Raw genomic sequence first — 26,066 nt, 5'->3', positions numbered from 1 at the left:
TTCTCTGCGCGATCTCCCCGGTGAACGTCACGTCGCCGGGGGATCTGCCGGATAGCGCCTGATTACAGCAGTTCGATAATATCGTCATCTTTCGGCGTGCTGCCGCTTAACGCTTCGTCAAAATAGTGCTTCGGTACGGTATAGCGCAGGCGTTCGAGCGCAAACTGCATGCTGCGATCGTCAATCGCGTGTCCCAAATCCTCAACGATATCGAGCGTCACGTCGCCGCCGGCCTGCACCAGCGCCTCCTGCGCCGAAACGGCCCACGCCAGATCGATAACCCGATCCTCGCCGCCGTGGATCAGATGCACGGTGGTCGCCGTGGTCGCCGACTGCGGCAGGGTGGCGTAGCGCCCGTTAAAGGCGATCACCCGCGAGGCCAGTCCCGGCTCGGCCTTAATGCTCTCCAGCGACATAATCGCCCCCTGCGAGAAGCCAATCAGCGCCGTTGCCTGCGCAGGCACGCCGCTCTGCTTCTGCCAGTAGCGCACGGTCTCAATAAAGGTCGGCATGATGGCGTCAATACGCGCCTGTCGGTTCTCCTCGGTCACCCCCTGCACGGAGAACCACTGGCGGCCGGGCGCCGGGCCGCACGGCTCAGCGCCGCCGATGCTGACAATCAGCGCATCCGGGAACTGCGGCGCGAACAGGCTGCCGATTTGCCCCATGGCAACCGGATTATCACCGACGCCATGAAACAGCAACAGCAGCTGTTGGGCAGGTGTCACGGGATTTTGAACAATAAAATGATCGTGTTTCATGGCTTTCTCCTTAGTCTACGCGGGCAGTGTACGCCGTCGATAAAATATGACCATGACATTTAACTGAATGAGTTAGTTAAAAAAATTGCAGCAGCTCAACCCGCTGGCGCAGCGCATCGGTGCGGGCCGCATCCAGGCTGAATAGCGCCTGCCCCGCCTCCTCGCGCAGCTTTGCCAGCAGCGCCCTGCGTCCGGGCAGCCGCAGAGAAGCGCAGAGTTCGGCCTCATCCTGTCGCCGCAGGCGGGCGCGCAGAGCCGGAAGCGGCAGATCGACCCGCAGCAGCAGGCGGTTCAGGCAGCCGATCGTCGCCAGCAGCGGGCGGTGGGCAAAAGCAAAACCGGCGGCCTCGAGCCAGTCCTCTTCCGTCAGCATAGCAGCCTCGACAACCGGCAGCGGCAGCGCCTCCTCCCGCCATTCGCGCAGCCAATACTCGTCGCGCTGCAGCCGCGCCAGCTCCTGTTGCTGCAGGCGGCGGCCGGCGGGGGATAGCGGATACAGCGCCATCGCCGTATAGCAGCCGCTGCTCGCTTCACGGTGCGTGCCGAGGCGCACCAAGGTAAAACCGCAGCGCTGCCAGAAGCGCCAGAGCTCGGCGGTATAGCCAAAGCTCACCGAGAGATAATCAAGGCCCTCGGCCACGGCCGCGGCTTTCGCCACCAACGCCTGACCTAATCCTTCACGCTGGCGCGATGGATGCACGGCAATGCGGCTAATTCGTCTCGCTACCAGCGTAGCGGCCTGCGGAGCGCCGCCGTGGGCCGCCAGCGACTGGGCCACCAGATTGCCACGCGGACGGCGGTATCCGGCCCACACCGCCTGGCTGAGATCGGCAGTAAGACCGCCCTCCTCCACCAGCCACAGCGCCCCGGCGACGCGGCTCCCGGCACGCGCGCAGATAAACCGCTGCCCGGGAGCGTCCATCATTCGGCGTAAATCCAGCGGCGACGTACGATAGTGGGCGCCGGAAAGGAGCTGATACATCGCCTCCGGCAGGGCCGGCTGGCGCTGCCAGCTGGCCTGGTCAGGCGTTTCCAGCACCGCCTGACCCTGAGGTGGATGCATAAAGGCCTCATCGCCAAACAACAGCAATTCATCTACCAACGCCTCCAGCGGGCAGCCCGGCGCCCAACGAACGGGCGCAGAGAGGCTGAACTGGCGCAGCTGCGTGAAGCCCGAACAAAACTTAAGCAGAAAGCCGCGGCCGGTCCCTTCATATCCCTGTACGGTGGTGGTCAGCAGCGTGCGCGGGAAACGCGCCACCAGCCGGCGCAGCAGCGGCCCGGGAATGGCGGCCGCTTCGTCAACGATCAGCCACCCGGCCTTAGCCTCGGAGGCCAGCAGCGCGTCAGGGGCCATAAAGCGGAAATCTTCCCCGGCGAACGCCGCGATAACGTCCGTGGCGCCGCGCGCGGGGGCGGTCACGATCGCATCGCCTCTCAGCTGGCGGATCAGCATTCCCGCCAGCGCCGATTTTCCCCGTCCGCGCTCGGCGGTTACCGCGGCAATGCCGGGAGGGAAAACGGCCAGCTCGGCAAGGACAGCAGCCTGTTCCGCCTGAGGATGGCCGTCGGCGGCATGCCACGAGGGCCGGGGGACAGCATCCGGCAGGCGAGGCGGCTCCCCCTGCCGCCAGACCAGCGCCTCTTTAGCCGCGGCGGCCAGCCGGCAAAAGCGCTGCGCAAAGTTGGGGGTTGGGATGGCTTCCGGCGCATCGCTCCAGCGCAGCGAATCCGCATCGGGCTGTGCCGGCCAGCGCGCAAAAGGGGGGACCAGCAGCACCAGCCAGCTTCCGGCGCGCAGCGTGCCGCAGAGAGCGGCAAACGCCGCCACGTCGAAGCCGCTGCGGGCATCAAAAAAAGCATGGAAATATTCACGTCCGAGCAGAGACTTCAGCGCACCGGGTGCGGTGCAGGGCTCGACGACGGGCTGCGGCCCGACCCACAGGCCATCCCCGGCCAGCCGTTCCCGCAGCGCCAGCGCCTGCTGTAAGCACCACGCCTCATCACCGCTGAGCACCAGCAGGCGACGAATACCCTGCTGCGCCATCCGGGCCGTCAGGTTAAGGATGTCTTCCATCTACGACGGCGGTTACAGCGCATTACCGAACGTATTGCACTGCGCTGGATCTCCGCTGTCAAAACCGCGCTTAAACCAGGTATAGCGCTGCTGGGAGGTGCCGTGGGTAAAGCTGTCCGGGACGACGCGCCCCTGGCTTTGCTGCTGCAGGCGATCGTCGCCAATGGCCTCCGCGGCATTCAGCGCCTCCTGCAAATCGCCGGTTTCCAGCACGTCCTGGTTCTGCATGCTGTGGCCCCAGACGCCGGCAAAGCAGTCGGCCTGCAGCTCCATTTTCACCGACAGGCGGTTAACTTCCGCCTGCGACGCGTGCTGCTGCAGCTGGCGCACCCTGGATTCAATGCCCAGCAGCTTCTGCACGTGGTGCCCGACCTCGTGCGCAATCACGTAGGCCTGAGCAAAGTCGCCGTCCGCGCCGAGTTTGCTTTTCATCTCATCGTAGAACGAGAGATCGATGTAGACCGTGCTATCGGCCGGGCAGTAGAACGGCCCCATCACCGACTGGCCGGTACCGCAGCCGGTTCGCGTCGCGCCGCGATAGAGCACCAGCTTGGGCTGCGGGTACTGACGGCCCATTTTTTGGAAGATAGCGCCCCAGGTATCTTCGGTATCGGCAAGAATCACTTTCGTAAACTTCGCCGCCTGCTCTTCCTGCGGGCTGATGGAGCGTTGGGTGGTGGTTTGCTGCTGTGACATGGGCTCTCCGGTCAGCATGCCGGTCAAATCCACGCCGTAATAGCCCGCCACCAGTACGATAATCAGCAGGACGATACCGCCCTTCCCGCTGGGAAGACGGAAGCCACCGCCGCCTCCGCCGAGGGGCGAACCGGAATCATTACGTCGATCTTCTACATTGTCGCTTTCGCGACGTCCTTGCCAGCGCATAGGCTACCTCAATCCATCAAGTTCTCGAATATGAGAGATCGTAGGCGGTTCGGCGCAGGATTACCACTGGAAACAACAAGAAGAGCGCCAGAAGGTAGAGCTACCTTCTGGCGAAGGGAGGATTAGTCGAGCTTAACGCCAAGGCGATGGGCCACTTCTTCGTAGGCCTCAATCAGGCCGCCGAGGCTCTGGCGGAAGCGGTCTTTGTCCATTTTATCGAGGGTATTTTTATCCCACAGGCGGCTGCCGTCCGGCGAGAACTCGTCGCCCAGCACCACTTCGCCTTTAAACAGGCCAAACTCCAGCTTGAAGTCGACGAGGATCAGGCCCGCATCGTCAAACAGCTTTTTCAGCACGTCGTTAGCTTTGAAGGTCAGCTCCTGCATGCGGGCGAGGTTCTTTTTATTCACCCAGCCGAAGGTTTCGCAGTAGGACTCGTTGACCATCGGGTCGTGCATCGCGTCGTTTTTCAGAAACAGGTCAAACAGCGGCGGGTTCAGCTCAATACCTTCTTCGATGCCCAGACGCTTAACCAGAGAGCCGGCCGCACGGTTGCGGACTACGCACTCAACCGGAACCATCTCCAGCTTTTTCACCAGGCACTCGGTGTCAGAAAGTAGCGCTTCCATCTGGGTCGGAATGCCAGCCTCTTCCAGCTTGCTCATAATGAAATGGTTGAACTTGTTATTCACCATTCCCTTACGGTCGAACTGTTCGATGCGCGCGCCATCCCCTGCTGAAGTATCGTTACGGAACTCGAGTATCAGCAGATCCGGGTTCTCGGTGCTGTAAACGGTTTTCGCTTTACCACGATACAACTCAGCTTGCTTGTTCATCTTTGTCACTCCAGTGAAGATATAGACGATAAAAATTGCGTTTTTCTGCCGACGCACACGTTTGCGTCACTATACAGAAAAAAGGGCCGGATTGCTCCAGCCCTGTTTATTACTTACCGAATGCGGCCTGGAATACGGAAACCAGCGCATCGTTCTGCGACTGGGTCAGCGTATGGCCTTTCGGGTCGATGAACTGCAGGCTGCTGCGGTTATCAAGATCGCCGACCTGCAGCTTGTAGTCACCTGAAACCAGCTGCGGATCGTGAGCACCCAGCTCCTGCCAGCTGCTGTCAGACAGCGGCTTGTAGGTCAGCGCCATGCTGCCCTGAGAGCGCGTGCTGTCGGTCACCTTCATGCCCGCTTTTTCCAGCGCGCCCGGCAGACGTTGCCACACCAGGTTAAACGGCGCGCGGACGACCAGCATCGGCAGACCGGTATCATCGGCGGCGCTCTGCACATCGAAGGTCGCGCCGGCATTTTTCTGCGCCGCGTTCTGCGCATTGGTGGCGTTCATGTCCAGACCTTCGGAAATGACGTTCAGCATCGTGGTGCTGTAGCGCTGCAGCGATGCCGGATCGGATACCGGTTTCCCGGCCTGCTCGAGGTTAACCAGCTTCACCACCACCGCCTGCTGATAGCCCTGCGGTTTAACTGAGATTTGATAGCGACCGCGGTACTGCTGGTCTTCATCGAGGCGATTCCACTCCACCCAGTCGGTGTTCAGCGTCTGGCTGGCATCGTCACGTTTGGTGATGACGTAGTTTTTTGACTGCAGAATGCTGGTGACCTGCGCCCACAGCGAACCGCTGCGGCCGTTTTCCACCATCAGCGTCGAAGTGTCGCCATTAAACTGAGTGCGTGCGCCGTTGACCAGGGCCAAAGGCTGAGCCGGTGGACGAATGTCCAGAGCTTTACCCACCGCGCCGGCGCTGGTCGCAACCGGAATATTATAATCGCCAACCTGAACCGGTAGAATCATCCCCGCAGGCGCGTGAAGCTCGCTGAGCGGCGTTGCTTGCAGGTAAGACTCGTCGCCGCTAACCTGACGCTTGTAGCGCGAATCCGAACTACAGGCCGCAAGAAGCAGGACCAATGAAACACCCGCAACCTTCGCCAGGCGCGACTTCTGTACTGAGTAAGCCATCAAATCTCCCTAAACTTTACAGCAGACCGGCATGCTTCAGCGCTGCGGTTACCGCCTTCTTACCGTCTTCGGTAATCGGCGTCATCGGCAGGCGCAGCGTATCGGTCGCCACAAGACCCAACGCCTTGCATGCCCATTTCACAGGGATAGGGTTGGGTTCGACAAATAATTTTGTATGCAATGGCATCAGACGCTGGTTGATCGCCCGCGCTTCGGCGAATTGACCCGCCAGAGCCAGTCGGCACATGTCCGCCATTTCACGCGCCGCAGCGTTTGCGGTGACGGAAATCACGCCATGACCACCCAGCTGCATAAAGTCCATTCCGGTAGCGTCATCGCCGCTCAGCAGAATAAAGTCGTCTGAAACCAGCTCTTTGATCTGATGAACGCGACTTAAGTTCCCCGTCGCTTCCTTAACACCGATAATATTTTTTACTTCCGCCAGGCGACCGACGGTTTCCGGTAGCATATCGCAGCCGGTACGGGACGGCACATTATACAGGATTTGTGGCAGGTCGGTGTGTTCTGCGATGGCTTTAAAGTGTTGGAACAGGCCTTCCTGGGTCGGACGGTTGTAATAAGGGGTTACCGTCAGGCAGCCAACAATTCCGCTGCCGTTGAAGCGCTGGGTCAGGCTGATCGCCTCTGCGGTTGCATTTGCACCGGTCCCCGCGATAACCGGGATACGCCCGTCGGCAAGCTCTAGCGTCATCATCACAACGTCGCCATGCTCTTCATGGCTCAACGTCGCGGACTCACCGGTAGTCCCTACCGAAACGATCGCCGAGGTTCCGCTGGCGACATGGTAATCAATCAGTTTTTTCAGGCTTGTCCGGCAGACGTTACCGTTTTCATCCATCGGCGTGACAAGCGCTACAATACTTCCCGTGAACATGGGCCATCCTCAGAGCAGAAGTGCGACAAGATTTTCAATGTTACGTTTGGTGCCGTAATAAAAGCAAGAGACCCGAGGCCTTCAGGGATGTTGTATGCCGGTTTTTTTTATGCTTTCCTAATGTTACCTCACCTTTTTAAAGGAAGAACAGGTTTGACCGCCTCATTACAACACTATCTGGTTATTACCGCTTTGGGCGCTGACCGTCCCGGCATCGTGAATACGATCACCCGCCACGTCAGCAGCTGCGGCTGTAATATCGAAGACAGCCGGCTGGCCATGCTCGGTGACGAATTTACGTTTATCATGCTGCTTTCCGGGACGTGGAACGCGATTAACCTGATTGAATCGACCTTACCGCTGAAAGGCGCCGAGCTGGATCTGCTGATCGTGATGAAACGGACAACCGCTCGCCCGCCTCAGGCCATGCCGAACACCGTTTGGGTCCAGGTTGAGGTACCGGACTCGCCGCATATTATCGAGCGCTTCACCGCCCTGTTTGACGCGTGGAATATGAACATCGCCGAGCTGGTTTCTCGTACCCGGATCGGCGGCGATGACGATTCAGCCCAGCTGTTCATCCAGATAACGGCGCACAGTCCCGCTACGCAAAATGCATCAAATATCGAACAAGCGTTCAAAGCCCTATGTACAGAACTGAACGCACAAGGCAGTATTAATATCGTTAATTATTCACAGCATGATGAACAGGATGGAGTTTGAGTAATGAATCCACTGAAAGCCGGTGATATTGCACCGAAATTTAGCTTACCAGACCAGGACGGCGAGGAAGTAAATTTGACCGACTTCCAGGGACAGCGTGTTCTGGTTTATTTTTACCCGAAAGCCATGACCCCAGGCTGTACCGTCCAGGCCTGCGGCCTGCGCGATAATATGGACGACTTAAAGAAAGCGGGCGTTGAGGTTCTGGGCATCAGTACGGATAAACCAGAAAAACTCTCCCGTTTCGCCGAAAAAGAGCTGCTGAACTTCACGCTGCTGTCTGATGAAAACCATCAGGTTTGCGAGCAGTTTGGTATCTGGGGCGAAAAAACGTTTATGGGGAAAACCTACGACGGCATTCACCGTATTAGTTTCCTGATTGATACCGATGGCAAAGTTGAACACGTGTTTGATAACTTCAAAACCAGCAATCACCACGACGTGGTGCTGAACTGGCTGAAAGAAAACGGTTAACGTTTTATTGAACGCGGGACGCCGGGGCACTTCACTGACCCGGCGTCCGTTTTAGCGCTTTCGTTGGTTAAGCCGTCGCGCTATTTATCGTCTTCTACCACCAGTCCGTCCGGCCAGGCGTGCACCACCGCCTTGATTAGCGTCGCCAGCGGGATGGCAAAAAATACGCCCCAGAACCCCCACAGCCCGCCAAAAATCACCACCGACAGGATAATCACCAGCGGATGCAGGTTAACCGCCTCTGAGAACAGCACCGGCACCAGCAGGTTACCGTCCAGCCCCTGGATAATCAGATAGACCGCAAACAGGCTCCAGAACTCGGTGCCCGCGCCGAACTGGAACAGCGCCACGCCCACCACCGGGATGGTGACCACGAAAGCGCCGATGTAGGGGATCAGCACCGACAAGCCGACCAGCACCGCCAGCAGCAGCGAATAGTTGAGTCCGAAGAGAATAAAGCCGATCCACGTCGCGACGCCGACGACTATCATCTCCAGCACCTTACCGCGAATGTAGTTGGTGATCTGCTGATTCATCTCCTTCCACACCTGCCCTGCCAGCCCGCGGTTACGCGGCAGCAAGCGGCGTACGGCGTTGAGCATCTGCTCTTTGTCTTTCAGCAGGAAGAAAACCATCAGCGGCACCAGCACCAGATAGACCGCCAGGGTCAACAGGCCCACCAGCGAGGCCAGGGAGTATTTCACCACCGAATCGCCGACGGTCAGCATGCGGCTACGCATATTTTCCGCCATCGCGTCGATGATCCCGGCGTCCATCAGCGCCGGATAGCGGCGCGGCACGGTGGCGGCAAAATCGGAGAGCTTATTCAGCATGCCCGGCATATCGCGGATCAGATAGATGCCCTGCTGCCAGGCGACGGGCATCACCACGAAGGCCATCAGCAGCAAAATACCGACAAACAGTATCAGCACGATCGACGTCGCCCAGGTACGCGACAGCCCCACGCGCTCGAGCCTGACGGTCGGCCACTCCAGCAGATAGGCCAACACAATAGCCACCAGCAGCGGCGCCAGCAGACCGCTGAAAAAGAACATAATGCCGAATCCAGCCAGCAAGATAACCAGCAGCGCTATCGCCTCCGGATCGCTGAACCGCCGGCGGTACCACTGTATTAACAACTCAAGCATAAACCCTTCCCTGAAGCGTAAAACCGCAACAACCCGAGGAAGTGTATCTAAATGTCACAAAAAAGACTTCGCTTTTTATTAGCAAAACCACAAACATGACCTCCCGCGGCAATATCATATTTTCAACGGCGCCAACCACAGCTAAACTCGCAGGACGCGCGGAAATGGAACATTACGCCGCCCTACCGGTCAAACTGGCACACCCACATACACAGGACAGAGGTTATGTTCAGGCAGTTAAAGAAAACGCTGGTGGCAACCGTGATAACGTCGCTGACGCTGGGTTCGATTTTACCTGCTTTTGCTGACTCCGCAGATACCCTGCCTGATATGGGTACCTCAGCAGGAAGCACGCTCTCCATCGGTCAGGAGATGCAGATGGGGGATTACTACGTCCGCCAGCTCCGCGGCAGCGCTCCGCTAATTAACGACCCGCTGCTGGTACAGTACGTTAACGGCTTAGGTATGCGCCTGGTTGCGCACGCCAACTCGGTGCGAACTCCCTTCCACTTCTACCTGATTAATAACGACGAGATTAACGCCTTCGCCTTCTTTGGCGGCAACGTTGTACTGCACTCGGCCCTGTTCCGCTACGCGGATACGGAGAGCGAGCTGGCGTCAGTCATGGCGCACGAAATTTCGCACGTTACCCAGCGCCACCTCGCGCGCGCGATGGAAGACCAAAAGCGCAACGCCCCCCTGACCTGGGTCGGCGCGCTGGGCTCGATTCTGCTGGCGATGGCCAGCCCGCAGGCCGGTATGGCCGCGCTCACCGGCACGCTGGCCGGCACCCAGCAGGGGCTGATCAGCTTTACTCGCCAGAATGAAGAAGAGGCCGACCGCATCGGGATTCAGGTGCTGCAGCGCTCCGGGTTCGATCCGCAGGCCATGCCGGCGTTTATGAGCAAGCTGCTCGACCAGTCGCGCTACTCCACCCGGCCGCCGGAAATGCTGCTCACCCACCCGCTGCCGGAAAGCCGCCTTTCTGACGCCCGCAACCGCGCGAACCAGATGCGTCCGGTGGTGGTGCAATCATCGGCCGATTTTTATATGGCCAAGGCGCGAACGCTGGGAATGTATAACACCGGAGACAACAAGCTCGGCGATGATTTGCTGAACGCGTGGGCGAAAGGCAATATCCGCGAGCAGCACGCCGCCCAGTATGGCCGCGCCCTGCTGGCGATGGGCAGCAATAACTACGATCTGGCGCGTAAAACCCTGCAGCCCCTGCTGAGCGCGGATCCGCAAAATGCCTGGTATCTCGATCTGGCAACCGATATTGACCTTGGCCAGAAGAAAACGGCCGATGCGATTAACCGGCTGAAGAACGCCCGCGAGATCCGCACCAATCCGGTACTGCAGCTGAACCTCGCCAACGCCTACCTGCAGGGCGGCCAGCCGGCCGACGCGGCGAATATCCTTAACCGCTACACCTTTAATAATAAGGACGATAGCAACGGCTGGGACCTGCTGGCGCAGGCGGAAGCGGCCCTCGGCCATCGCGATCAGGAGCTGGCGGCCCGCGCGGAAGGCATGGCGCTGGTCGGCCAGCTTACGCAGGCAATTTCGCTGCTCAGCAGCGCCAGTTCGCAGGTGAAGCTGGGCAGTCTGCAGCAGGCCCGCTACGATGCGCGCATCGATCAGCTGCGCCAGCTGCAGGAACGGTTCCGCCCATATCAAAAAATGTAAGGAGACGTCATGTCTGACGCGGTAAAAATCTACCATAACCCCCGCTGTTCCAAGAGCCGCGACACCCTCAGCCTGCTGAAGGCTAACGGTATCGACCCGGAAGTGGTGCTCTATCTGGAGACGCCGCCGGATGCGGCGACGCTGCGCCAGCTGCTGAAAATGCTGGGTATGGCGAGCGCCCGCGAGCTGATGCGCCAGAAGGAAGATCTGTATAAGTCATTAGAACTTGCCGACCCTCAGCTCAGCGAGGATGCGCTGATCCAGGCGATGGTCGACAACCCGAAGCTGATTGAACGCCCTATCGTCGTCAGCCACGGCGAGGCGCGAATCGGCCGGCCGCCGGAGCAGGTGCTGGAAATCGTGAATTAAGCAAGATGCGCCATCGTCACGATGGCGCGGCCTCCTCTGGGCTCGCTAGAGCTTGAGGATCTCTTTAACGAAGGGAATGGTCAGCTTACGCTGGGCGGTAATAGAAGCGCGATCGAGCTGATCGAGCGTCATAAACAGCGAGCGCATTTCGCGATCGAGGCGCTTAAGCAGGAAGCGGCAGACGTCTTCCGGCATCTCAAACCCGCGCAGCCGCGCGCGCAGCTGTAGCGCCTGCAGCTTATCTTCATCGGATAACGGCTGCAGCTTGTAGATTTGTCCCCAGTCGAGTCGCGATGCCAAATCCGCGAGGCCAAGATTGAGCTGGCGCGGAGGGCTATCACCGGTGATCAGCAGACGGGTTTTACCCGATTCGAGGATCCGGTTGTAAAGATTGAAGATCGCCATCTCCCACGGCTCGTCGCCGGCCGCGCATTCGATGTTATCGATACAAACCAACGACAGCTGCTCCATCCCCTCCAGCACTTCCGGAACAAACCACGTGCGCTTATCCAGCGGCACGTAGCCCACCGCATCACCGCGCTGGGAAAGCTCCGCGCAGGCGGCATGCAGCAGATGGCTGCGCCCCGCGCCTTCGCGCGACCAGATATAGATGTACCCGCTGTGCTCCTGCCGCAGAACGTTCTGTAGGGCAGCGAGAAGAGAGGGATTACCGCCCGACCAAAAACTCGCAAAAGTTTCATCGTCAGGAAGGTACAGTGGCAGGGAGAGCTGTGCCGGTGCGTTCAGATGGACCTCATCATAGACTGACAGAAAAACGCCAAGAGTTTAGCACGAAGTCTGCCGGGAGAGAACCGGGCGGGATCGCCGCCCGGCCGGTGGATCAGCGTTTTGCCTCGGTTTCCGCAACCGCATCGGCGGCGTCGAGAACCACCTCTTCCGGGCGCAGGACGCTGATTAACTTGAAGATCAGGCTCAGGGCGACGCCGACGATAGTGGCCAGCGCCATGCCTTTCAGCTCCGCCGCGCCGATGTGTACCTTGGCGCCGCTGACGCCGATGATCAAAATCACCGAGGTCAGAATCAGGTTCTGCGCCTTGTTGTAATCGACCTTAGATTCAATCAGCACGCGGATACCGGATGCGCCGATCACCCCGTACAGCAGCAGCGATACGCCGCCCATTACCGGCAGCGGGATGATCTGGATGGCCGCCGCCAGCTTGCCGACGCAGGAGAGCAGAATGGCGATAATCGCCGCGCCGCCGATCACCCAGGTACTGTAGACGCGGGTAATCGCCATCACGCCAATGTTTTCGCCGTAGGTGGTGTTGGGCGTCGAGCCAAAGAAGCCGGAGATTATCGTCGACAGGCCGTTGGCAAACATCGAGCGGTGCAGGCCGGGATCGCGAATCAGATCCTTTTTAACGATATTCGCCGTCACCACCAGATGCCCCACGTGCTCGGCAATCACCACCAGCGCGGCGGGCAGGATGGTGAAAATCGCAAACCACTCAAAGCGCGGGGTGTAGAAGGTCGGCAGCGCAAACCAGTGCGCCTCGGCGATCGGCGTAGTGTCGACCACGCCCATCACGAAAGAGAGCGCGTAGCCCACCAGCACGCCGATAAGAATCGGGATGATGGCCATGAAACCGCGGAACAGCACCGAACCGAAGACCGTCACCGCCAGCGTCACCATCGAGATAATAATGGTTTTGCTATCGGGAGACTGGCCGTCAGCGGGCAGCAGGCCGGCCATATTCGCCGCCACGCCGGCCAGCTCAAGGCCGATAACCGCGACGATAGCCCCCATGGCCGCTGGCGGGAACATCACGTCCAGCCAGCCGGTGCCGGCCTTTTTAACAATAAAAGAGACGATGCAGAACAGCACACCGCACATAATAAAGCCGCCCAGCGCGACCTCATAGCCCAGCGGGAGCAGCAGCAGAACCGGGGAGATAAACGCAAAGCTCGATCCCAGATAGGCCGGGATTTTGCCCTTGCAGATAAACAGGTACAGCAACGTGCCGATACCGTTAAACAGCAGAACGGTAGCCGGGTTGATATGAAACAGGACTGGCACCAACACCGTTGCGCCAAACATAGCGAACAGATGTTGCAGACTTAGCGGGATTGTCTGTAAAAGCGGCGGTCTTTCACTCACCCCGATTGCGCGGCGCGTCATAGTGTTTTCCTCTGAGTGTCGTTATGGGTTGCTGTTGGCGTGTTTTATTCAAAAAAAAGCCGACTCTTAAAGTCGGCTTCTTATTAATGCTGCAATTATTTAGTACCAAAAATCTTATCGCCGGCGTCGCCGAGCCCGGGAATAATATATCCGTGCTCGTTGAGGCCCTGGTCAATGGACGCGGTGTACAACTCAACGTCCGGGTGCGCTTTCTCCAACGCGGCAATCCCTTCCGGAGCGGCAACCAGCACCAGCACCTTGATGCTGGAGCAGCCCGCTTTTTTCAGCAGGTCAATGGTGGCGATCATCGAACCGCCGGTTGCCAGCATCGGGTCAACCACCAGCGCCATGCGTTCGTCGATATTGGATACCAGCTTCTGGAAGTAAGGCACCGGCTCGAGGGTTTCTTCATTGCGGTAGATCCCAACGACGCTGATGCGCGCGCTGGGGACGTGTTCCAGAACGCCTTCCATCATGCCGAGGCCGGCGCGCAGAATAGGCACAACGGTAATTTTCTTACCTTTGATCTGCTCAACTTCAACCGGGCCATTCCAGCCTTCGATGGTGACCCTTTCGGTCGCCAGGTCGGCGGTGGCTTCATAAGTTAGTAAGCTACCAACCTCTGAGGCGAGTTCACGGAAGCGTTTGGTGCTGATGTCGTGCTCGCGCATCAGGCCCAGCTTGTGTTTGACGAGTGGGTGTTTCACTTCCACAATCTTCATTCTCTTTCTCCTCTGAGGGGCAGCCACAAAAAAAATCGCGGGATTATACCGCTTTTTCTCATTTGCGCCATAGCCGATATGTTTGACCGGGATCAACCAAAATGCTTTGCGCTGCCTGAGCCAGTATAAATCAAAATAAAAAAACCCCGCGCAGGCGGGGTTTCACGGGGGCTTCAGGCCGGTTTAAAGCTTTTCGCCATTGCTGCCGATAACCTGCTGATACCATGCAAAAGATTTCTTGCGGCTGCGGGCCAGGGTGCCGTTGCCTTCATTATCTTTATCGACGTAGATAAAACCGTAGCGCTTTTTCATCTCGCCGGTTCCGGCGGAGACCAGATCGATACAGCCCCATGGGGTATAGCCCATCAGGTCAACGCCGTCCTCAACGACCGCTTTTTTCATTTCCGCGATATGCGCGGAGAGATAATCAATGCGGTACTGGTCGTCTACCGTACCGTCGGCTTCGCGCACGTCGATGGCGCCAAAGCCGTTTTCGACAATAAACAACGGCAGCTGATAGTGATCCCAGAACCAGTTCAGGGAGTAGCGCAGCCCAACCGGGTCAATCTGCCAGCCCCAGTCCGATTTCTGCACGTACGGGTTGGAGACTAGGCTCTTCGTCTCATCATAATCCAGCAGCGGATTATCCTCGGTGGCCTTGGTAGCGAACGACATATAGTAGCTGAAGCCAATATAGTCGACGCAGCCTTCGCTCAACGCCGCGCGATCTTCGTCGGTGATATCCAGCGCAAAGCCGCGGCGCGCAAAGTAGTTGAGCAGATGCTGAGGATACTTACCGCGCACGTGAACGTCGGTGAACCAGTAGCGGCGGTGCATGGCGTTCATCGCCATCATCATGTCATCAGGCGCGCAGGAGAGCGGATAAATCGGGCACATCGCAATCATACAGCCGACCTGCAGCGCCGGGTTAATCACCCGCGCGGCTTTCACCGCCAGCGCGCTGGCGACCAGCTCGTAATGCGCGGCCTGATACATCACCGGCTCGCGATCCTCTCCCGGCTGGAACTTCAGTCCCGAGTTGGTGAACGGCGCAAAGTCTTCGTGGAAGTTTGCCTGGTTGTTGATCTCGTTAAAGGTCATCCAGTACTTCACTTTATGCTGATAGCGGTTTAATACCACCTGCGCAAAGCGCACGAAGAAATCAATCAGCTTACGGTTGCGCCAGCCGCCATATTCGCGAACAAGGTGATAAGGCATCTCAAAGTGGGAGAGCGTAATCACCGGCTCAATTCCGTGCTTCAGGCACTCATCGAACAGATCGTCATAGAACTGCAGCCCGGCCTCATTCGGCTCCAGCTCGTCGCCCAGCGGGAAAATACGCGTCCAGGCGATAGAGGTACGGAAGCATTTGAAGCCCATTTCGGCAAACAGCTGAATGTCATCTTTATAGCGATGATAGAAATCAATCGCCTCATGATTAGGGTAATTTTTACCCGCCAGCACGCCGTCGGTAATTTCACGCGCCACGCCGTGGGCGCCGGCGGTCATCACGTCGGCAACGCTCGCGCCTTTGCCGCCCTCCTGCCAGCCCCCTTCCAGCTGATGCGCCGCAACCGCGCCGCCCCACAGAAAACCCTCTTTAAATCCAGACATGTTCCCTTCCTTATGCGCGATCGCCCGTCGGCGACCGGTATTGCTGATTGAAATGGTAAACGGCGCCAATCAGCCCGGCGTCGTTGCCGTGGCTGACGGTGTCGATATAGTCGGCAATGCCGAACCAGGCCAGATGTTCACGCAGCAGCGGCAAAAAGCCCGGGCGGTCCACGATGCCGCCGCCGATGAGGATGGTCTGCGGATCGAACACGTTGACGAGGTTATAAAGGCCGGTTCCGAGACCGTTAAAGAATTCGGCCACCAGCCGATGGCAGGCCGCATCGCCCCTGTCGTAGCAATCGAATATCTCTTCCCCGGTCACCTCTTCCAGCGTTTTGCCAAAATGGTCGGCGTAGCGCTGGCGCAAGATGCGCAGGGTGCAATTCTCATTCATGGAGTAGCGACGAACGTCGCGGGTGCCGGGACGCTGGGTTTGCATATAGCCAAATTCGCCGGCGCGAAAGCTGGCGCCGTGCACCAGCCGGTTATTACAGAAGATCGCGCCGCCGATGCCGGTGCCGATCGTCAGGACCAGAAAATCGCTCATATTGGCGGCCTTGCCCAGCCAGCGTTCGGCCAACAGGACGCAGTTGGCGTCATTTTCAATGGCGACGGGAAGTCGGGTCCGTTGTTCAAGCCAGGTTTTGATGGCGAAATTATCGAATCTACGGATAGCGCCGCCCATTTCGATATAGCCGATGTGCGGATTAACGTAGCCGGGTGCACCGATCGCCACGCCTTCGCACTCCGGATGCGCGGCAATCCACGCCAGCATGGCCTGCAAAATTTGCTCCCCGTCGCTGTCGCGAATCGGCTGCTTGCCCTTCTCCAGCAGCTCGCCGGAGCTGGCTACGGTGCCCATTTTCAGCGCCGTGCCACCAATATCAAATGCGGCAATTATCACTCTGCCCCCCTCCAGAAGCCCCTCAGTACCGTCATTCGGCTCGCTTAAATAAAAAAAGAAACCGGTTTCAGTGGCATGATGATCATTCTGGCGCGCGGAGGCAAGCACAAGAATGTACCCGGTTTCATTTTCGTGAACAGTATCAAATTTGTCCATCTCGCCGCCGATTAACGCCGACTGCAAAGCAGGCTCGCAAACGTTTGCTATCCCTGTTAGAATTGCGCCGATTTTTCTTGCTACCGCAAATGTGTGGAGACTTCGCAGTGACCGATAAAACCTCTCTCAGCTATAAAGATGCCGGCGTAGATATTGATGCAGGCAACGCTCTCGTCGACCGTATTAAGGGTGTGGTGAAGAAAACCCGCCGCCCGGAAGTGATGGGTGGACTGGGCGGATTCGGCGCACTGTGCGCATTGCCGCAGAAATACCGCGAGCCGGTACTGGTCTCCGGCACTGACGGCGTCGGCACCAAGCTGCGTCTGGCAATGGACCTCAAGCGTCACGACACTATCGGTATCGACCTGGTTGCTATGTGCGTAAACGACCTGGTGGTTCAGGGCGCCGAGCCGCTCTTCTTCCTCGACTACTATGCTACCGGCAAACTGGATGTCGACACGGCGGCCAGCGTCATCAGCGGGATCGCCGAAGGCTGCCTGCAGTCGGGCTGCGCGCTGGTGGGCGGCGAAACGGCGGAAATGCCCGGCATGTACCATGGCGATGATTACGACGTCGCGGGCTTCTGCGTCGGGGTTGTAGAAAAATCAGAAATTATCGACGGCAGCAAAGTTGCCGACGGCGACGTGCTGGTCGCGCTGGGCTCCAGCGGCCCGCACTCCAACGGCTACTCGCTGGTGCGTAAAATTATTGAAGTCAGCGGCGTCGACCCGCAGACCACCGACCTGAACGGCGCATCCCTGGCCGACCATCTGCTGGCGCCGACCCGCATCTACGTCAAATCGGTGCTGGACCTGATCGCTAACGTCGAAGTTCACGCCATTGCGCACCTGACCGGCGGCGGCTTCTGGGAAAATATCCCGCGCGTTCTGCCGGATAACACCCAGGCGGTGATCGACGAGTCCTCCTGGCAGTGGCCGGAAGTCTTCAAATGGCTGCAAACTGCCGGTAACGTCAGCAGCCACGAGATGTATCGGACCTTTAACTGCGGCGTCGGCATGGTCATCGCGCTGCCGCCGGAAGCCGCCGATAACGCCATCGCCCTGCTGCACGAAAAAGGTGAAAACGCGTGGAAAATAGGCTATATCAAAGCCTCTGATTCCGAACAGCGTGTGGTCATTGAATGAAAAACATCGTGGTGCTGATTTCCGGTAGCGGCAGTAATCTGCAGGCAATAATTGACGCCTGCGCGCGGAAACAGATCGGCGGCACCCTACGGGCGGTATTCAGCAACAAGGCCGATGCCTTCGGCCTTGAACGCGCGCGTGAGGCCGGTATCCCGACCCATGCGCTCACCGCCAGCCAGTTCGCCAACCGCGAAGCGTTCGATCGCGAGCTGATGCACGAGATCGACGCCTACGCGCCGGATCTGGTGGTCCTTGCGGGCTACATGCGCATTCTTAGCCCGGCGTTTGTCGCCCACTACCAGGGGCGGCTGCTGAATATCCACCCTTCCCTGCTGCCTAAATACCCCGGGCTGCATACCCATCGCCAGGTGCTGGAAAACGGCGATGAGGAGCACGGCACCTCGGTGCATTTCGTCACCGATGAGCTGGACGGCGGACCGGTCATTCTGCAGGCCAAAGTGCCGGTTTTCGCTGGCGATAGCGAAGATGACGTTACCGCCCGCGTGCAGGCGCAGGAACACGCCATTTACCCGCTCGTCGTCAGCTGGTTTGTCGACGGTCGTCTTCGCATGGAGGGGAGTCAGGCCTGGCTTGACGACGCCCCTCTGCCACCGCAGGGATATGCGGCAGAAGAGTAATCGATAGCGCCTCTAGCATCCGCCAGAGGCGTTTTTTTTGCCATCGCTACCGCCGTTTATCCGCGTCAGCTCCCCCGGCGACGGATGTTTTTTGCCGCCCGGCGTTCGGCCGCAATCACCAGAATTAGCCTGTTTTGCACACATAATAAGCAAAGGGAAGTGACCGCCTTTTCTTCGCAGCGAATTGAAAGAAAACTGTCATACTTCTTTGACATACTTGGACATTCAATGGCAAAGCTCGCCATAATGAAAATGCAACATCAATCAACCGGAGTGTGAGTTGTAATGGGCCAGGAAAAGCTATACATCGAGAAAGAACTCAGCTGGTTGTCCTTTAACGAACGCGTACTTCAGGAAGCAGCGGATAAAAGTAACCCCCTGATTGAGCGCATGCGCTTTTTGGGCATTTACTCCAACAACCTCGATGAGTTTTATAAAGTGCGCTTCGCTGAACTCAAGCGCCGCATCATCATCAGTGAAGAGCAAGGCAGTACCGCCCATTCTCGCCACCTATTAGGTAAAATTCAGGCCCGGGTGCTGAAGGCCGACCAGGAGTTTGACAGCCTCTATAACGAGCTGCTGCTGGAGATGGCGCGTAATCAGATCTTCCTGATCAACGAACGCCAGCTGTCGGTCAACCAGCAGTCCTGGCTGCGCAACTACTTTAAGCAGTACCTGCGCCAGCACATCACCCCTATTTTGATTAACCGCGAAACGGACCTGATCCAGTTTTTGAAAGATGATTACACCTATCTGGCGGTGGAAATCATTCGCGGCGAAACCGTTAACTACGCCCTGCTGGAAATTCCCTCAGATAAGGTTCCGCGCTTTGTTAACCTGCCGCCGGAAGCCCCGCGTCGCCGTAAGCCAATGATCCTGCTTGATAACATTCTGCGCTACTGCCTGGATGATATCTTTAAAGGGTTCTTCGATTACGATACGCTGAACGCCTATTCGATGAAAATGACCCGCGACGCCGAGTACGATCTGGTGCACGAGATGGAATCGAGCCTGATGGAGCTGATGTCCTCCAGCCTGAAACAGCGCCTTACCGCCGAACCGGTACGCTTTGTTTACCAGCGTGATATGCCGGACGCGATGGTCGAAATGCTGCGGGCAATGTTCTCGATTTCGCGCTATGACTCGATGCTGCCGGGCGGCCGCTACCACAACTTTAAAGACTTTATCGGCTTCCCGAACGTCGGCAAAGCTAATCTGGTCAACAAGCCGCTGCCGCGCCTGCGCCACACCTGGTTTGATAAGTTCCGCAACGGTTTCGACGCCATCCGCGAACGCGACGTGCTGCTCTACTACCCGTACCACACCTTTGAGCACGTGCTGGAGCTGCTGCGCCAGGCCTCCTTCGACCCCAGCGTGCTGGCGATCAAAATCAATATTTACCGCGTCGCCAAAGACTCGCGGATTATCGATTCCATGATTCACGCCGCCCACAACGGTAAAAAAGTCACCGTGGTGGTCGAGCTGCAGGCGCGCTTTGACGAAGAGGCCAACATTCATTGGGCGAAGCGCCTGACCGAAGCCGGCGTGCACGTGATCTTCTCCGCCCCCGGGCTGAAGATCCACGCCAAGCTGTTCCTGATTTCGCGTAAAGAGGGCGACGAGGTGGTCCGCTACGCCCATATCGGTACCGGCAACTTCAACGAAAAAACCGCCCGTCTGTATACCGACTACTCCCTGTTAACCGCCGATGCGCGCATTACCAATGAAGTCCGTCGCGTGTTCAACTTTATCGAAAACCCCTACCGTCCGGTTAGCTTTGACTATCTGCTGGTGTCGCCGCAGAACTCGCGCCGCCTGCTGTATGAGATGATCGATCGGGAAATTGCTAACGCCCAGAACGGCCAGCCCTCCGGGATCACCCTTAAGCTGAACAACCTGGTCGATAAGGGCCTGGTTGACCGCCTGTATGCGGCCTCCAGCTCCGGCGTGCCCGTTAACCTGTTAATCCGCGGCATGTGCTCCCTGATCCCGGGTCTTGAGGGGATTAGCGACAACATTCGCGTTACCAGCATCGTCGACCGCTTCCTTGAGCACGACCGAGTCTACGTCTTTGAAAACGGCGGCGATAAGCAGGTCTGGCTCTCTTCCGCCGACTGGATGACGCGCAATATCGACTACCGCATCGAAGTCGCCGCGCCGCTGCTGGACCCGCGTCTGAAGCAGCGGGTGCTGGATATTTTTGATATCTTGTTCAACGACACGGTGAAAGCACGCTATCTTGATAAAGAGCTGAGTAACAGTTACGTGCCGCGCGGCAATCGCCGTAAAGTTCGCGCTCAGATGGCGATCTACGACTATCTCAAATCACTCGAACAGCCCGATTAACCTATGCCTATAAACGAAAAAGCCCCTCGGCCCCAGGAGTTTGCTGCGGTCGACCTTGGTTCAAACAGTTTTCATATGGTGATCGCCCGTGTCGTCGACGGGGCAATGCAGATCATCGGTCGCCTTAAACAGCGGGTTCATCTGGCCGACGGCCTGGATGAAAACTCCGTGCTCAGCAAAGAGGCGATCGCGCGCGGGCTTAGCTGCCTGTCGCTGTTTGCCGAACGCCTGCAGGGTTTTGCCCCCGCCAGCGTCTGCATCGTCGGCACGCATACGCTGCGCCAGGCGACAAACGCGGCGGAGTTTCTCAAACGCGCGGAGCAGGTTATCCCCTACCCGATTGAGATAATCTCCGGTAATGAAGAGGCGCGCCTGATTTTTATGGGCGTCGAGCATACTCAGCCCGAGCGCGGCCGCAAGCTGGTGATTGATATCGGCGGCGGCTCAACCGAGCTGGTCATCGGCGAAGATTTCGAACCGCGCCTCGTCGAAAGCCGCAGAATGGGCTGCGTCAGCTTCTCGCAGATTTACTTTCCGGGCGGCATTATCAACAAAGAGAATTTCCAGCGCGCGCGCCTGTCGGCGGTGCAAAAGCTGGAGACGCTGGCGTGGCAGTTCCGCATCCAGGGCTGGACGGTCGCGCTGGGCGCTTCCGGGACCATTAAAGCCGCTCAGGAAGTGCTGGTCGCCATGGGCGAGAAGGACGGCTTTATCACGCCTGAACGCCTTGAAATGCTGGTCGCCGAGCTGCTGAAATATAAGAACTTCGACGCGCTAAGCCTGCCGGGCCTCTCCGAAGAGCGCAAGGCGGTATTTGCGCCGGGGCTGGCGATTCTGTGCGGCGTGTTTGATGCGCTGGCCATTAAAGAGCTGCGCCTGTCCGACGGGGCCCTGCGCGAAGGTGTGCTGTACGAGATGGAGGGCCGTTTCCGCCATCAGGATATCCGCAGCCGCACCGCGCAAAGCCTGGCAAACCAGTACAATATCGACCGTGAACAGGCGCGTCGGGTGCTGGAAACCACCACCCACATCTTTGAACAGTGGCAGGATCAGAACCCCAAGCTCGACAACCCGAACCTGTCGGCGCTGCTGAAATGGGCGGTGATGCTGCACGAAGTGGGGCTGAATATTAACCATAGCGGTATGCATCGCCACTCGGCGTATATCCTGCAGAACAGCGATTTGCCCGGCTTTAATCAGGAGCAGCAGATGCTGATGGCCACGCTGGTGCGCTTTCACCGTAAGGCTATCAAGCTCGACGATTTGCCGCGCTTTACGCTGTTTAAGAAAAAGCAGTTCCTGCCGCTCATTCAGCTACTGCGCCTCGGCATCCTGCTGAACAACCAGCGCCAGGCGACGACAACGCCGCCGACGCTGAAGCTGAAGACCGAAGCCAACCACTGGACGCTGGTGTTCCCGCACGACTGGTTTAGCCAAAATGCGCTGGTGCTGCTCGATCTGGAAAAAGAGCAGCAGTACTGGGAAGGCGTGCCTGACTGGCTGCTGAAGATCGCCGAAGAAAAGCCCGATAGCTAACAGGCCGGCCGGGCGCCCTGCGTCCGGCCCGTTTACCGATCAAACCGTTTCCGGAGCGGCCACGTTAGCCAGCGTCTCCAGCGGTACGGGCTCGCCAATCTCATAACCCTGCATATAGTCGATACCCAGCGACATCACCGCCTGACGAATTTCCGCCGTTTCGACATACTCCGCCACCACCTGCATGTTCTTCATCCGCGCCAGATGGCAAATCGATGCCACCACCTGATAGTCGAGGCTGCTGGTGACCAGGTTGCGAATAAAGCTGCCGTCGATTTTCAGCAGATCGACGTTGAGGCTTTTCAGCCGCGCGTAGCTGGCATAGCCGGTGCCAAAATCATCGATCGCCACCCGGCAGCCCAGCGCCTGTAAATGAGCCAGCGTTTGTCGCGCCTGCTGCGGGTTGGTTAACGAGTGATTTTCGGTCAGCTCAAATATCAGCTGCCAGGGCTCAACTCCGTAGCGCGCCAGCCGCTGCTCCACCTCGTCAGGAAACTGGCTGCGGCTCACCGACACCGGCGAAAGATTCACCGCCAGCCGCAGGCCCGGGAGGACGTGCCGATGCTGGTTCATAAAGGAGAGCGTATTTTCCAGCACCCAAAGATCGATCCGCGAAGCGAGGCCAAACTCGTGGGCGACCGGAAGGAAGCGGTCCGGACTGATGATTTCGCCCTTCTCGCCCACCATTCTCAACAGCACTTCATGGTAGCTATCGCCGCGGATGCCGACTATCGGCTGCGCCATCAGGCAAAAACGATCCCGCTCCAGCGCCTGCAGGATCTGGTTCATTATCGCTACCTTATCCTTTAGCCCGTGCTGGACGTGGAGCGCGCCCCGACGCTGCATATTGATCTTGACCCGCCATCTCCGGACAGCTTTTGTATCTTAAGTTAACGATGCCCGCTGCCGCCGGTACTCTCTCGGAGAGTGATATCCCAGCGCACTGTGCGGGTGATTTTCATTCTAGTGATTGAACGCCGCTGCAAGGTTCTGTAGCGCTGTTCCCACATCTGGTTTTGGCATGAACGCGATGTAATCTTCCTTCATCGTTTTCACGAACCGTTCGGCCATGCCGTTACTTTGTGCGCTGCTCACCGCTGTTGTACACGGCTCCAGATTCAGTTCTCGCGCGAACTTCTTCGTTTCATGCGCGGTGTACGCTGAACCGTTATCTGTCAGCCACTGCACTGGTTTACCCGGCAGCGTGCTACCGAAGCGCCTTTCCACTGACCTCAGCATCACATCCTGTACCGTTGAACTGTCGTAGCCTCCCGTGCTCGCTGCCCAGTCTATGGCCTCCCGGTCGCAACAGTCCAGTGCGAACGTCACCCGAAGCTTCTCGCCGTTGTCACAACCGAACTCGAAGCCGTCTGAACACCAGCGCATATCGCTTTCCGCTACCGCGATTTTGCCTTTATGCTCCCGCTTCGGACGCTCTGGTTTATCACGCAACAACAGCAGATTATGTTCGCTCATTATCCTGTAAAGCCGTTTGGCGTTCACCGGTGGAAGTCCCTCTACACGGCGTTGCTTACGCAGGATACCCCACACCCGCCGGTAACCGTAGCTGGGCATGTCGCTGATGATGCCGAGGATCTCCGACAGTATCTCTGCATCAGCTTCGTCATTACGCCGGTTGCTGCGCCTGTCCTGCCAGTCGGCAGAGCGGCTCACCCGCAGTGATAACTGCGCACGCGACACGCTCATGGTGCGACTAACCAGAGCTATTCCCCGTCCTTTGGCAACAAGGGCGCGTGCGCTATCCATTTTCGCGACTGGCCGTACTCCACCGCTTCTTTGAGGATCTCAACTTCCATCGTCTTCTTACCCAGGAGACGCTGTAGTTCCCGGACCTGTTTGAGTGCAGTCGCCAGCTCCGAAGCCGGAACCACTTCCTCTCCGGCCGCAACGGCGGTGAGGCTACCTTCCTGATATTGCTTCTTCCATTTAAACAGCAGACTGGGCTGAATACCGTGCAGACGAGCAACGTGGGAGACATTCATACCCGGCTCCATTGTTTGCTGGATGATGGCAATTTTCTCTTGCGGAGTCTTACGCTTACGGGCTTCTTGCCCTAACAGGATCCCGGTCATCTCAAAATTAACATGGTTGTTAGACATATATTTAAGCCTATCTCTTATCTGGAGATACAGCTACTGTCCGGTGTTTCAGGGGGCTACATCACCCCGACGCTGCATATTTTCCGGGTGGCCGCTGGTTAGCGACATATCGGCAATGGTATTCAGCTCACCTAATAACAGGTACAGATGCTTCACCGGCGAGCGTACGCTGCAGTAGCTTACGCCTACCGCGGGCTGCAGCGGCATCCCGTCCCAGATGAAGCGAAACTGCTTCAGGTGCTTATCCAGCGCCTCAATTCGCGCCTGATGATCGTCGCAGTTCATGCGAATGACCAGGTCGTGCCCCGAGAGGTGGTGAACGACCTCATTCGGCTGAAGCAAGGCGCTAAGATGTTCCGCCAGGCTCTGCTTGTACTGAATGCGCAGCATCACCCCATAGTGCCGCCCCAGCAGCTCCAGCTCCGGGATGCGCAAAAAGCACAGCACCGATCGCGGCGAGCCTTCAAGGGCCCGGCTTAGCGCGCGTAGGTTCGGCATATGCACCACCGGGTCGAGAAACGCCATTCGCCGCACGCGCGCGTGGATCAGACGCTGCTGCGTCGCCAGCATGGCCATATAGGCGATAATAAACGAGGACACCAGATAGCTGGATGAGGTGATAGCCAGCTGATTATTATAGCCAATCGACAACGGCAAATAGCGGTAATGAAAATGGATAATAAGAATTAATACCGGCGTCCAGACCAGAGCGATAAAGCGATAGCCAAAGCGCATGGCGCCCCACAGCATCACCGGCATAAGTAATGACAATGTATAATTTGTGCTAAATATCGTACTGGTATTACTCAAAGGTATTAATAACAGCACTAATAACATTAACAGCGTTAGCGCCCATAAACAAAACTCAGTCCGCTTTATTTTCGGGTCAATTTGCAGGCGGATTTGCGAAATAAATCCGCGAATATGTAATGGATTACGAATAATGCGCAGCAGGAAATAGCACAGCGGTACGCCGGTTAAACACCCGACCATCAGCGCCTGAAAAGTGATTAGCGATCGCAAACTAAAGGGATCGATACCGATCAGGCCCGTGGCGCGGGGATGAAGGCCAAGGTACTCGGCGAACTGGGAGAGCACGAGGAATATTGCCGACGGCAGCAGCATTTGCCAGAACAGCCTCTGCGGCATCAGGCCGGCGTTACCGTGGGAGATTTGCTGCCTGCGCGGAACAAAAATGCGGTAGCCGCCCCAGCACAGCACCACCGGGATCAGAAAGTGGAAGATAACGCCAATCGCCTCTTCCGGAGCCATATCGCAGGCCACCGTACACCACAGCCCGATGATAATGCCCGGCAGCGCGTCCCAGCCAAAAAACAGCATCAGACTCAATACCAGCGCCAGCGGTAAATAGTAAAGAGGAACCTCATTGCCGTTGAGTTCAGCGTAGGTATCCGTCCATCTCGCCAGGGGGAGTAAGAGCGTGGGTAATACCAGCGGCAGCGCCCACCATTTGTCCCGATATTGTCTGTACAGATTAATTATGCTCATAGATGCTCTACGGATAACCCAAACTCCTGCAGGGTATATTCAGGCAGGCATCCAACCCAACCATCTCAACCGCGCAAGAAATAACAACGCGGAACTGGCTGGAGATTCTAGTTACCAACGAAAACAGACAGTTGATATAAATCAAAAAATCATTTAGCTAATATTAAGAAAGCTTATTTGGTAATGCCTTCAATCGATAGAAAACCATGATATGCTACTGGTATTTAGGGCTTTC

20 protein-coding genes and 3 pseudogenes are annotated in these 26,066 nt (G+C 57.7%); 8 read left to right on the top strand and 15 right to left on the bottom strand.

Translation table 11 applies throughout. The features are described from left to right. Positions 1 to 62: 62 nt before the first annotated feature. The 6 genes from ypfH to dapA form a co-directional block, all read right to left on the bottom strand. Positions 63 to 761: an esterase gene (gene ypfH, locus AC1M2H_RS07370; protein ID WP_480150868.1), complete on the bottom strand. Its 699-nt coding sequence runs from the start codon at positions 759 to 761 to the stop codon at positions 63 to 65. A gap of 76 nt (positions 762 to 837) precedes the next feature. After that, a complete protein-coding gene (locus AC1M2H_RS07365; protein WP_480150867.1) occupies positions 838 to 2,838 on the bottom strand; it encodes a tRNA(Met) cytidine acetyltransferase TmcA in 2,001 nt (666 codons plus the stop codon). Between the two features lie 12 nt (positions 2,839 to 2,850). After that, positions 2,851 to 3,723: a KPN_02809 family neutral zinc metallopeptidase gene (ypfJ, locus tag AC1M2H_RS07360; protein WP_480150866.1), complete on the bottom strand. Its 873-nt coding sequence runs from the start codon at positions 3,721 to 3,723 to the stop codon at positions 2,851 to 2,853. Between the two features lie 122 nt (positions 3,724 to 3,845). Beyond that, on the bottom strand, positions 3,846 to 4,559 hold the full coding sequence (gene purC, locus AC1M2H_RS07355) for a phosphoribosylaminoimidazolesuccinocarboxamide synthase (RefSeq protein ID WP_095100368.1): 714 nt from the start codon (positions 4,557 to 4,559) through the stop codon (positions 3,846 to 3,848). A 109-nt stretch (positions 4,560 to 4,668) separates the two neighbouring features. After that, entirely contained in the window at positions 4,669 to 5,703 is a 1,035-nt protein-coding gene (bamC, locus tag AC1M2H_RS07350; protein WP_480150865.1) for an outer membrane protein assembly factor BamC, read from the bottom strand. A 16-nt stretch (positions 5,704 to 5,719) separates the two neighbouring features. Then, the gene (gene dapA / locus AC1M2H_RS07345; RefSeq protein ID WP_480150864.1) at positions 5,720 to 6,598 is read right to left on the bottom strand and encodes a 4-hydroxy-tetrahydrodipicolinate synthase; all 879 of its coding nucleotides are present in this window, start codon (positions 6,596 to 6,598) and stop codon (positions 5,720 to 5,722) included. 153 nt (positions 6,599 to 6,751) lie between these two features. Here dapA and AC1M2H_RS07340 point away from each other — a divergent pair, with 153 nt between their 5' ends. Further along, positions 6,752 to 7,321 carry a glycine cleavage system transcriptional repressor gene (locus AC1M2H_RS07340; protein WP_480150863.1) on the top strand — a complete coding sequence of 190 codons (570 nt, stop codon included), beginning with the start codon at positions 6,752 to 6,754 and terminating at the stop codon, positions 7,319 to 7,321. Between the two features lie 3 nt (positions 7,322 to 7,324). Beyond that, complete coding sequence (gene bcp / locus AC1M2H_RS07335; protein ID WP_480150862.1) at positions 7,325 to 7,795, top strand: thioredoxin-dependent thiol peroxidase; 471 nt, start codon at positions 7,325 to 7,327, stop codon at positions 7,793 to 7,795. Between the two features lie 80 nt (positions 7,796 to 7,875). Here bcp and AC1M2H_RS07330 read toward each other — a convergent pair whose 3' ends face one another. Beyond that, complete coding sequence (locus AC1M2H_RS07330) at positions 7,876 to 8,943, bottom strand: AI-2E family transporter (RefSeq protein ID WP_480150861.1); 1,068 nt, start codon at positions 8,941 to 8,943, stop codon at positions 7,876 to 7,878. 225 nt (positions 8,944 to 9,168) lie between these two features. Here AC1M2H_RS07330 and bepA point away from each other — a divergent pair, with 225 nt between their 5' ends. Continuing rightward, complete coding sequence (gene bepA / locus AC1M2H_RS07325; protein ID WP_480150860.1) at positions 9,169 to 10,632, top strand: beta-barrel assembly-enhancing protease; 1,464 nt, start codon at positions 9,169 to 9,171, stop codon at positions 10,630 to 10,632. A gap of 9 nt (positions 10,633 to 10,641) precedes the next feature. After that, on the top strand, positions 10,642 to 11,001 hold the full coding sequence (gene arsC / locus AC1M2H_RS07320; RefSeq protein ID WP_480150859.1) for an arsenate reductase (glutaredoxin): 360 nt from the start codon (positions 10,642 to 10,644) through the stop codon (positions 10,999 to 11,001). A gap of 45 nt (positions 11,002 to 11,046) precedes the next feature. Here the strand turns inward: arsC and AC1M2H_RS07315 are convergent, their stop codons facing one another. From AC1M2H_RS07315 to bglK, 5 genes are all read right to left on the bottom strand, one after another. After that, positions 11,047 to 11,748, bottom strand: a complete 702-nt coding sequence (locus AC1M2H_RS07315) for a DnaA inactivator Hda (RefSeq protein WP_480151866.1) — start codon at positions 11,746 to 11,748, stop codon at positions 11,047 to 11,049. 94 nt (positions 11,749 to 11,842) lie between these two features. Continuing rightward, a complete protein-coding gene (gene uraA / locus AC1M2H_RS07310) occupies positions 11,843 to 13,141 on the bottom strand; it encodes a uracil permease (protein WP_480150858.1) in 1,299 nt (432 codons plus the stop codon). Positions 13,142 to 13,236: 95 nt separating this feature from the next. After that, the gene (upp, locus tag AC1M2H_RS07305; protein ID WP_480150857.1) at positions 13,237 to 13,863 is read right to left on the bottom strand and encodes a uracil phosphoribosyltransferase; all 627 of its coding nucleotides are present in this window, start codon (positions 13,861 to 13,863) and stop codon (positions 13,237 to 13,239) included. A gap of 183 nt (positions 13,864 to 14,046) precedes the next feature. Next, complete coding sequence (locus tag AC1M2H_RS07300) at positions 14,047 to 15,477, bottom strand: 6-phospho-beta-glucosidase (protein WP_480150856.1); 1,431 nt, start codon at positions 15,475 to 15,477, stop codon at positions 14,047 to 14,049. 10 nt (positions 15,478 to 15,487) lie between these two features. Further along, complete coding sequence (gene bglK / locus AC1M2H_RS07295) at positions 15,488 to 16,339, bottom strand: beta-glucoside kinase BglK (RefSeq protein WP_480152320.1); 852 nt, start codon at positions 16,337 to 16,339, stop codon at positions 15,488 to 15,490. A 305-nt stretch (positions 16,340 to 16,644) separates the two neighbouring features. Between bglK and purM the strand changes: the two genes are divergently transcribed. From purM to ppx, 4 genes are all read left to right on the top strand, one after another. Then, positions 16,645 to 17,682 (top strand): phosphoribosylformylglycinamidine cyclo-ligase, encoded by a 1,038-nt coding sequence (gene purM / locus AC1M2H_RS07290; protein ID WP_480150854.1) that lies wholly within the window; start codon positions 16,645 to 16,647, stop codon positions 17,680 to 17,682. Further along, positions 17,679 to 18,320 (top strand): phosphoribosylglycinamide formyltransferase, encoded by a 642-nt coding sequence (gene purN / locus AC1M2H_RS07285; protein WP_480150853.1) that lies wholly within the window; start codon positions 17,679 to 17,681, stop codon positions 18,318 to 18,320. The genes purM and purN overlap by 4 nt, the downstream gene beginning before the upstream one ends. 285 nt (positions 18,321 to 18,605) lie before the next feature. After that, positions 18,606 to 20,666: a polyphosphate kinase 1 gene (gene ppk1 / locus AC1M2H_RS07280; RefSeq protein ID WP_480150852.1), complete on the top strand. Its 2,061-nt coding sequence runs from the start codon at positions 18,606 to 18,608 to the stop codon at positions 20,664 to 20,666. A 3-nt stretch (positions 20,667 to 20,669) separates the two neighbouring features. Further along, on the top strand, positions 20,670 to 22,202 hold the full coding sequence (gene ppx, locus AC1M2H_RS07275) for an exopolyphosphatase (RefSeq protein ID WP_480150851.1): 1,533 nt from the start codon (positions 20,670 to 20,672) through the stop codon (positions 22,200 to 22,202). Between the two features lie 39 nt (positions 22,203 to 22,241). On the opposite strand, the pseudogene AC1M2H_RS07270 reads toward ppx, so the two are convergent. The 3 pseudogenes from AC1M2H_RS07270 to AC1M2H_RS07260 all read right to left on the bottom strand — a co-directional run. Next, positions 22,242 to 23,051 (bottom strand): annotated as a pseudogene (locus tag AC1M2H_RS07270) (EAL domain-containing protein); the annotation flags it as partial. A 36-nt stretch (positions 23,052 to 23,087) separates the two neighbouring features. Next, a pseudogene (locus AC1M2H_RS07265) lies at positions 23,088 to 24,295 on the bottom strand (IS3 family transposase). Positions 24,296 to 24,385: 90 nt separating this feature from the next. Continuing rightward, positions 24,386 to 25,831, bottom strand: a pseudogene (locus AC1M2H_RS07260) (MASE1 domain-containing protein); the annotation flags it as partial. Positions 25,832 to 26,066 lie beyond the last annotated feature (235 nt).

The sequence above is a fragment of the Klebsiella sp. F11 genome (genome assembly GCF_056712265.1).
This window is presented reverse-complemented; position numbering and strand designations above follow the sequence as displayed.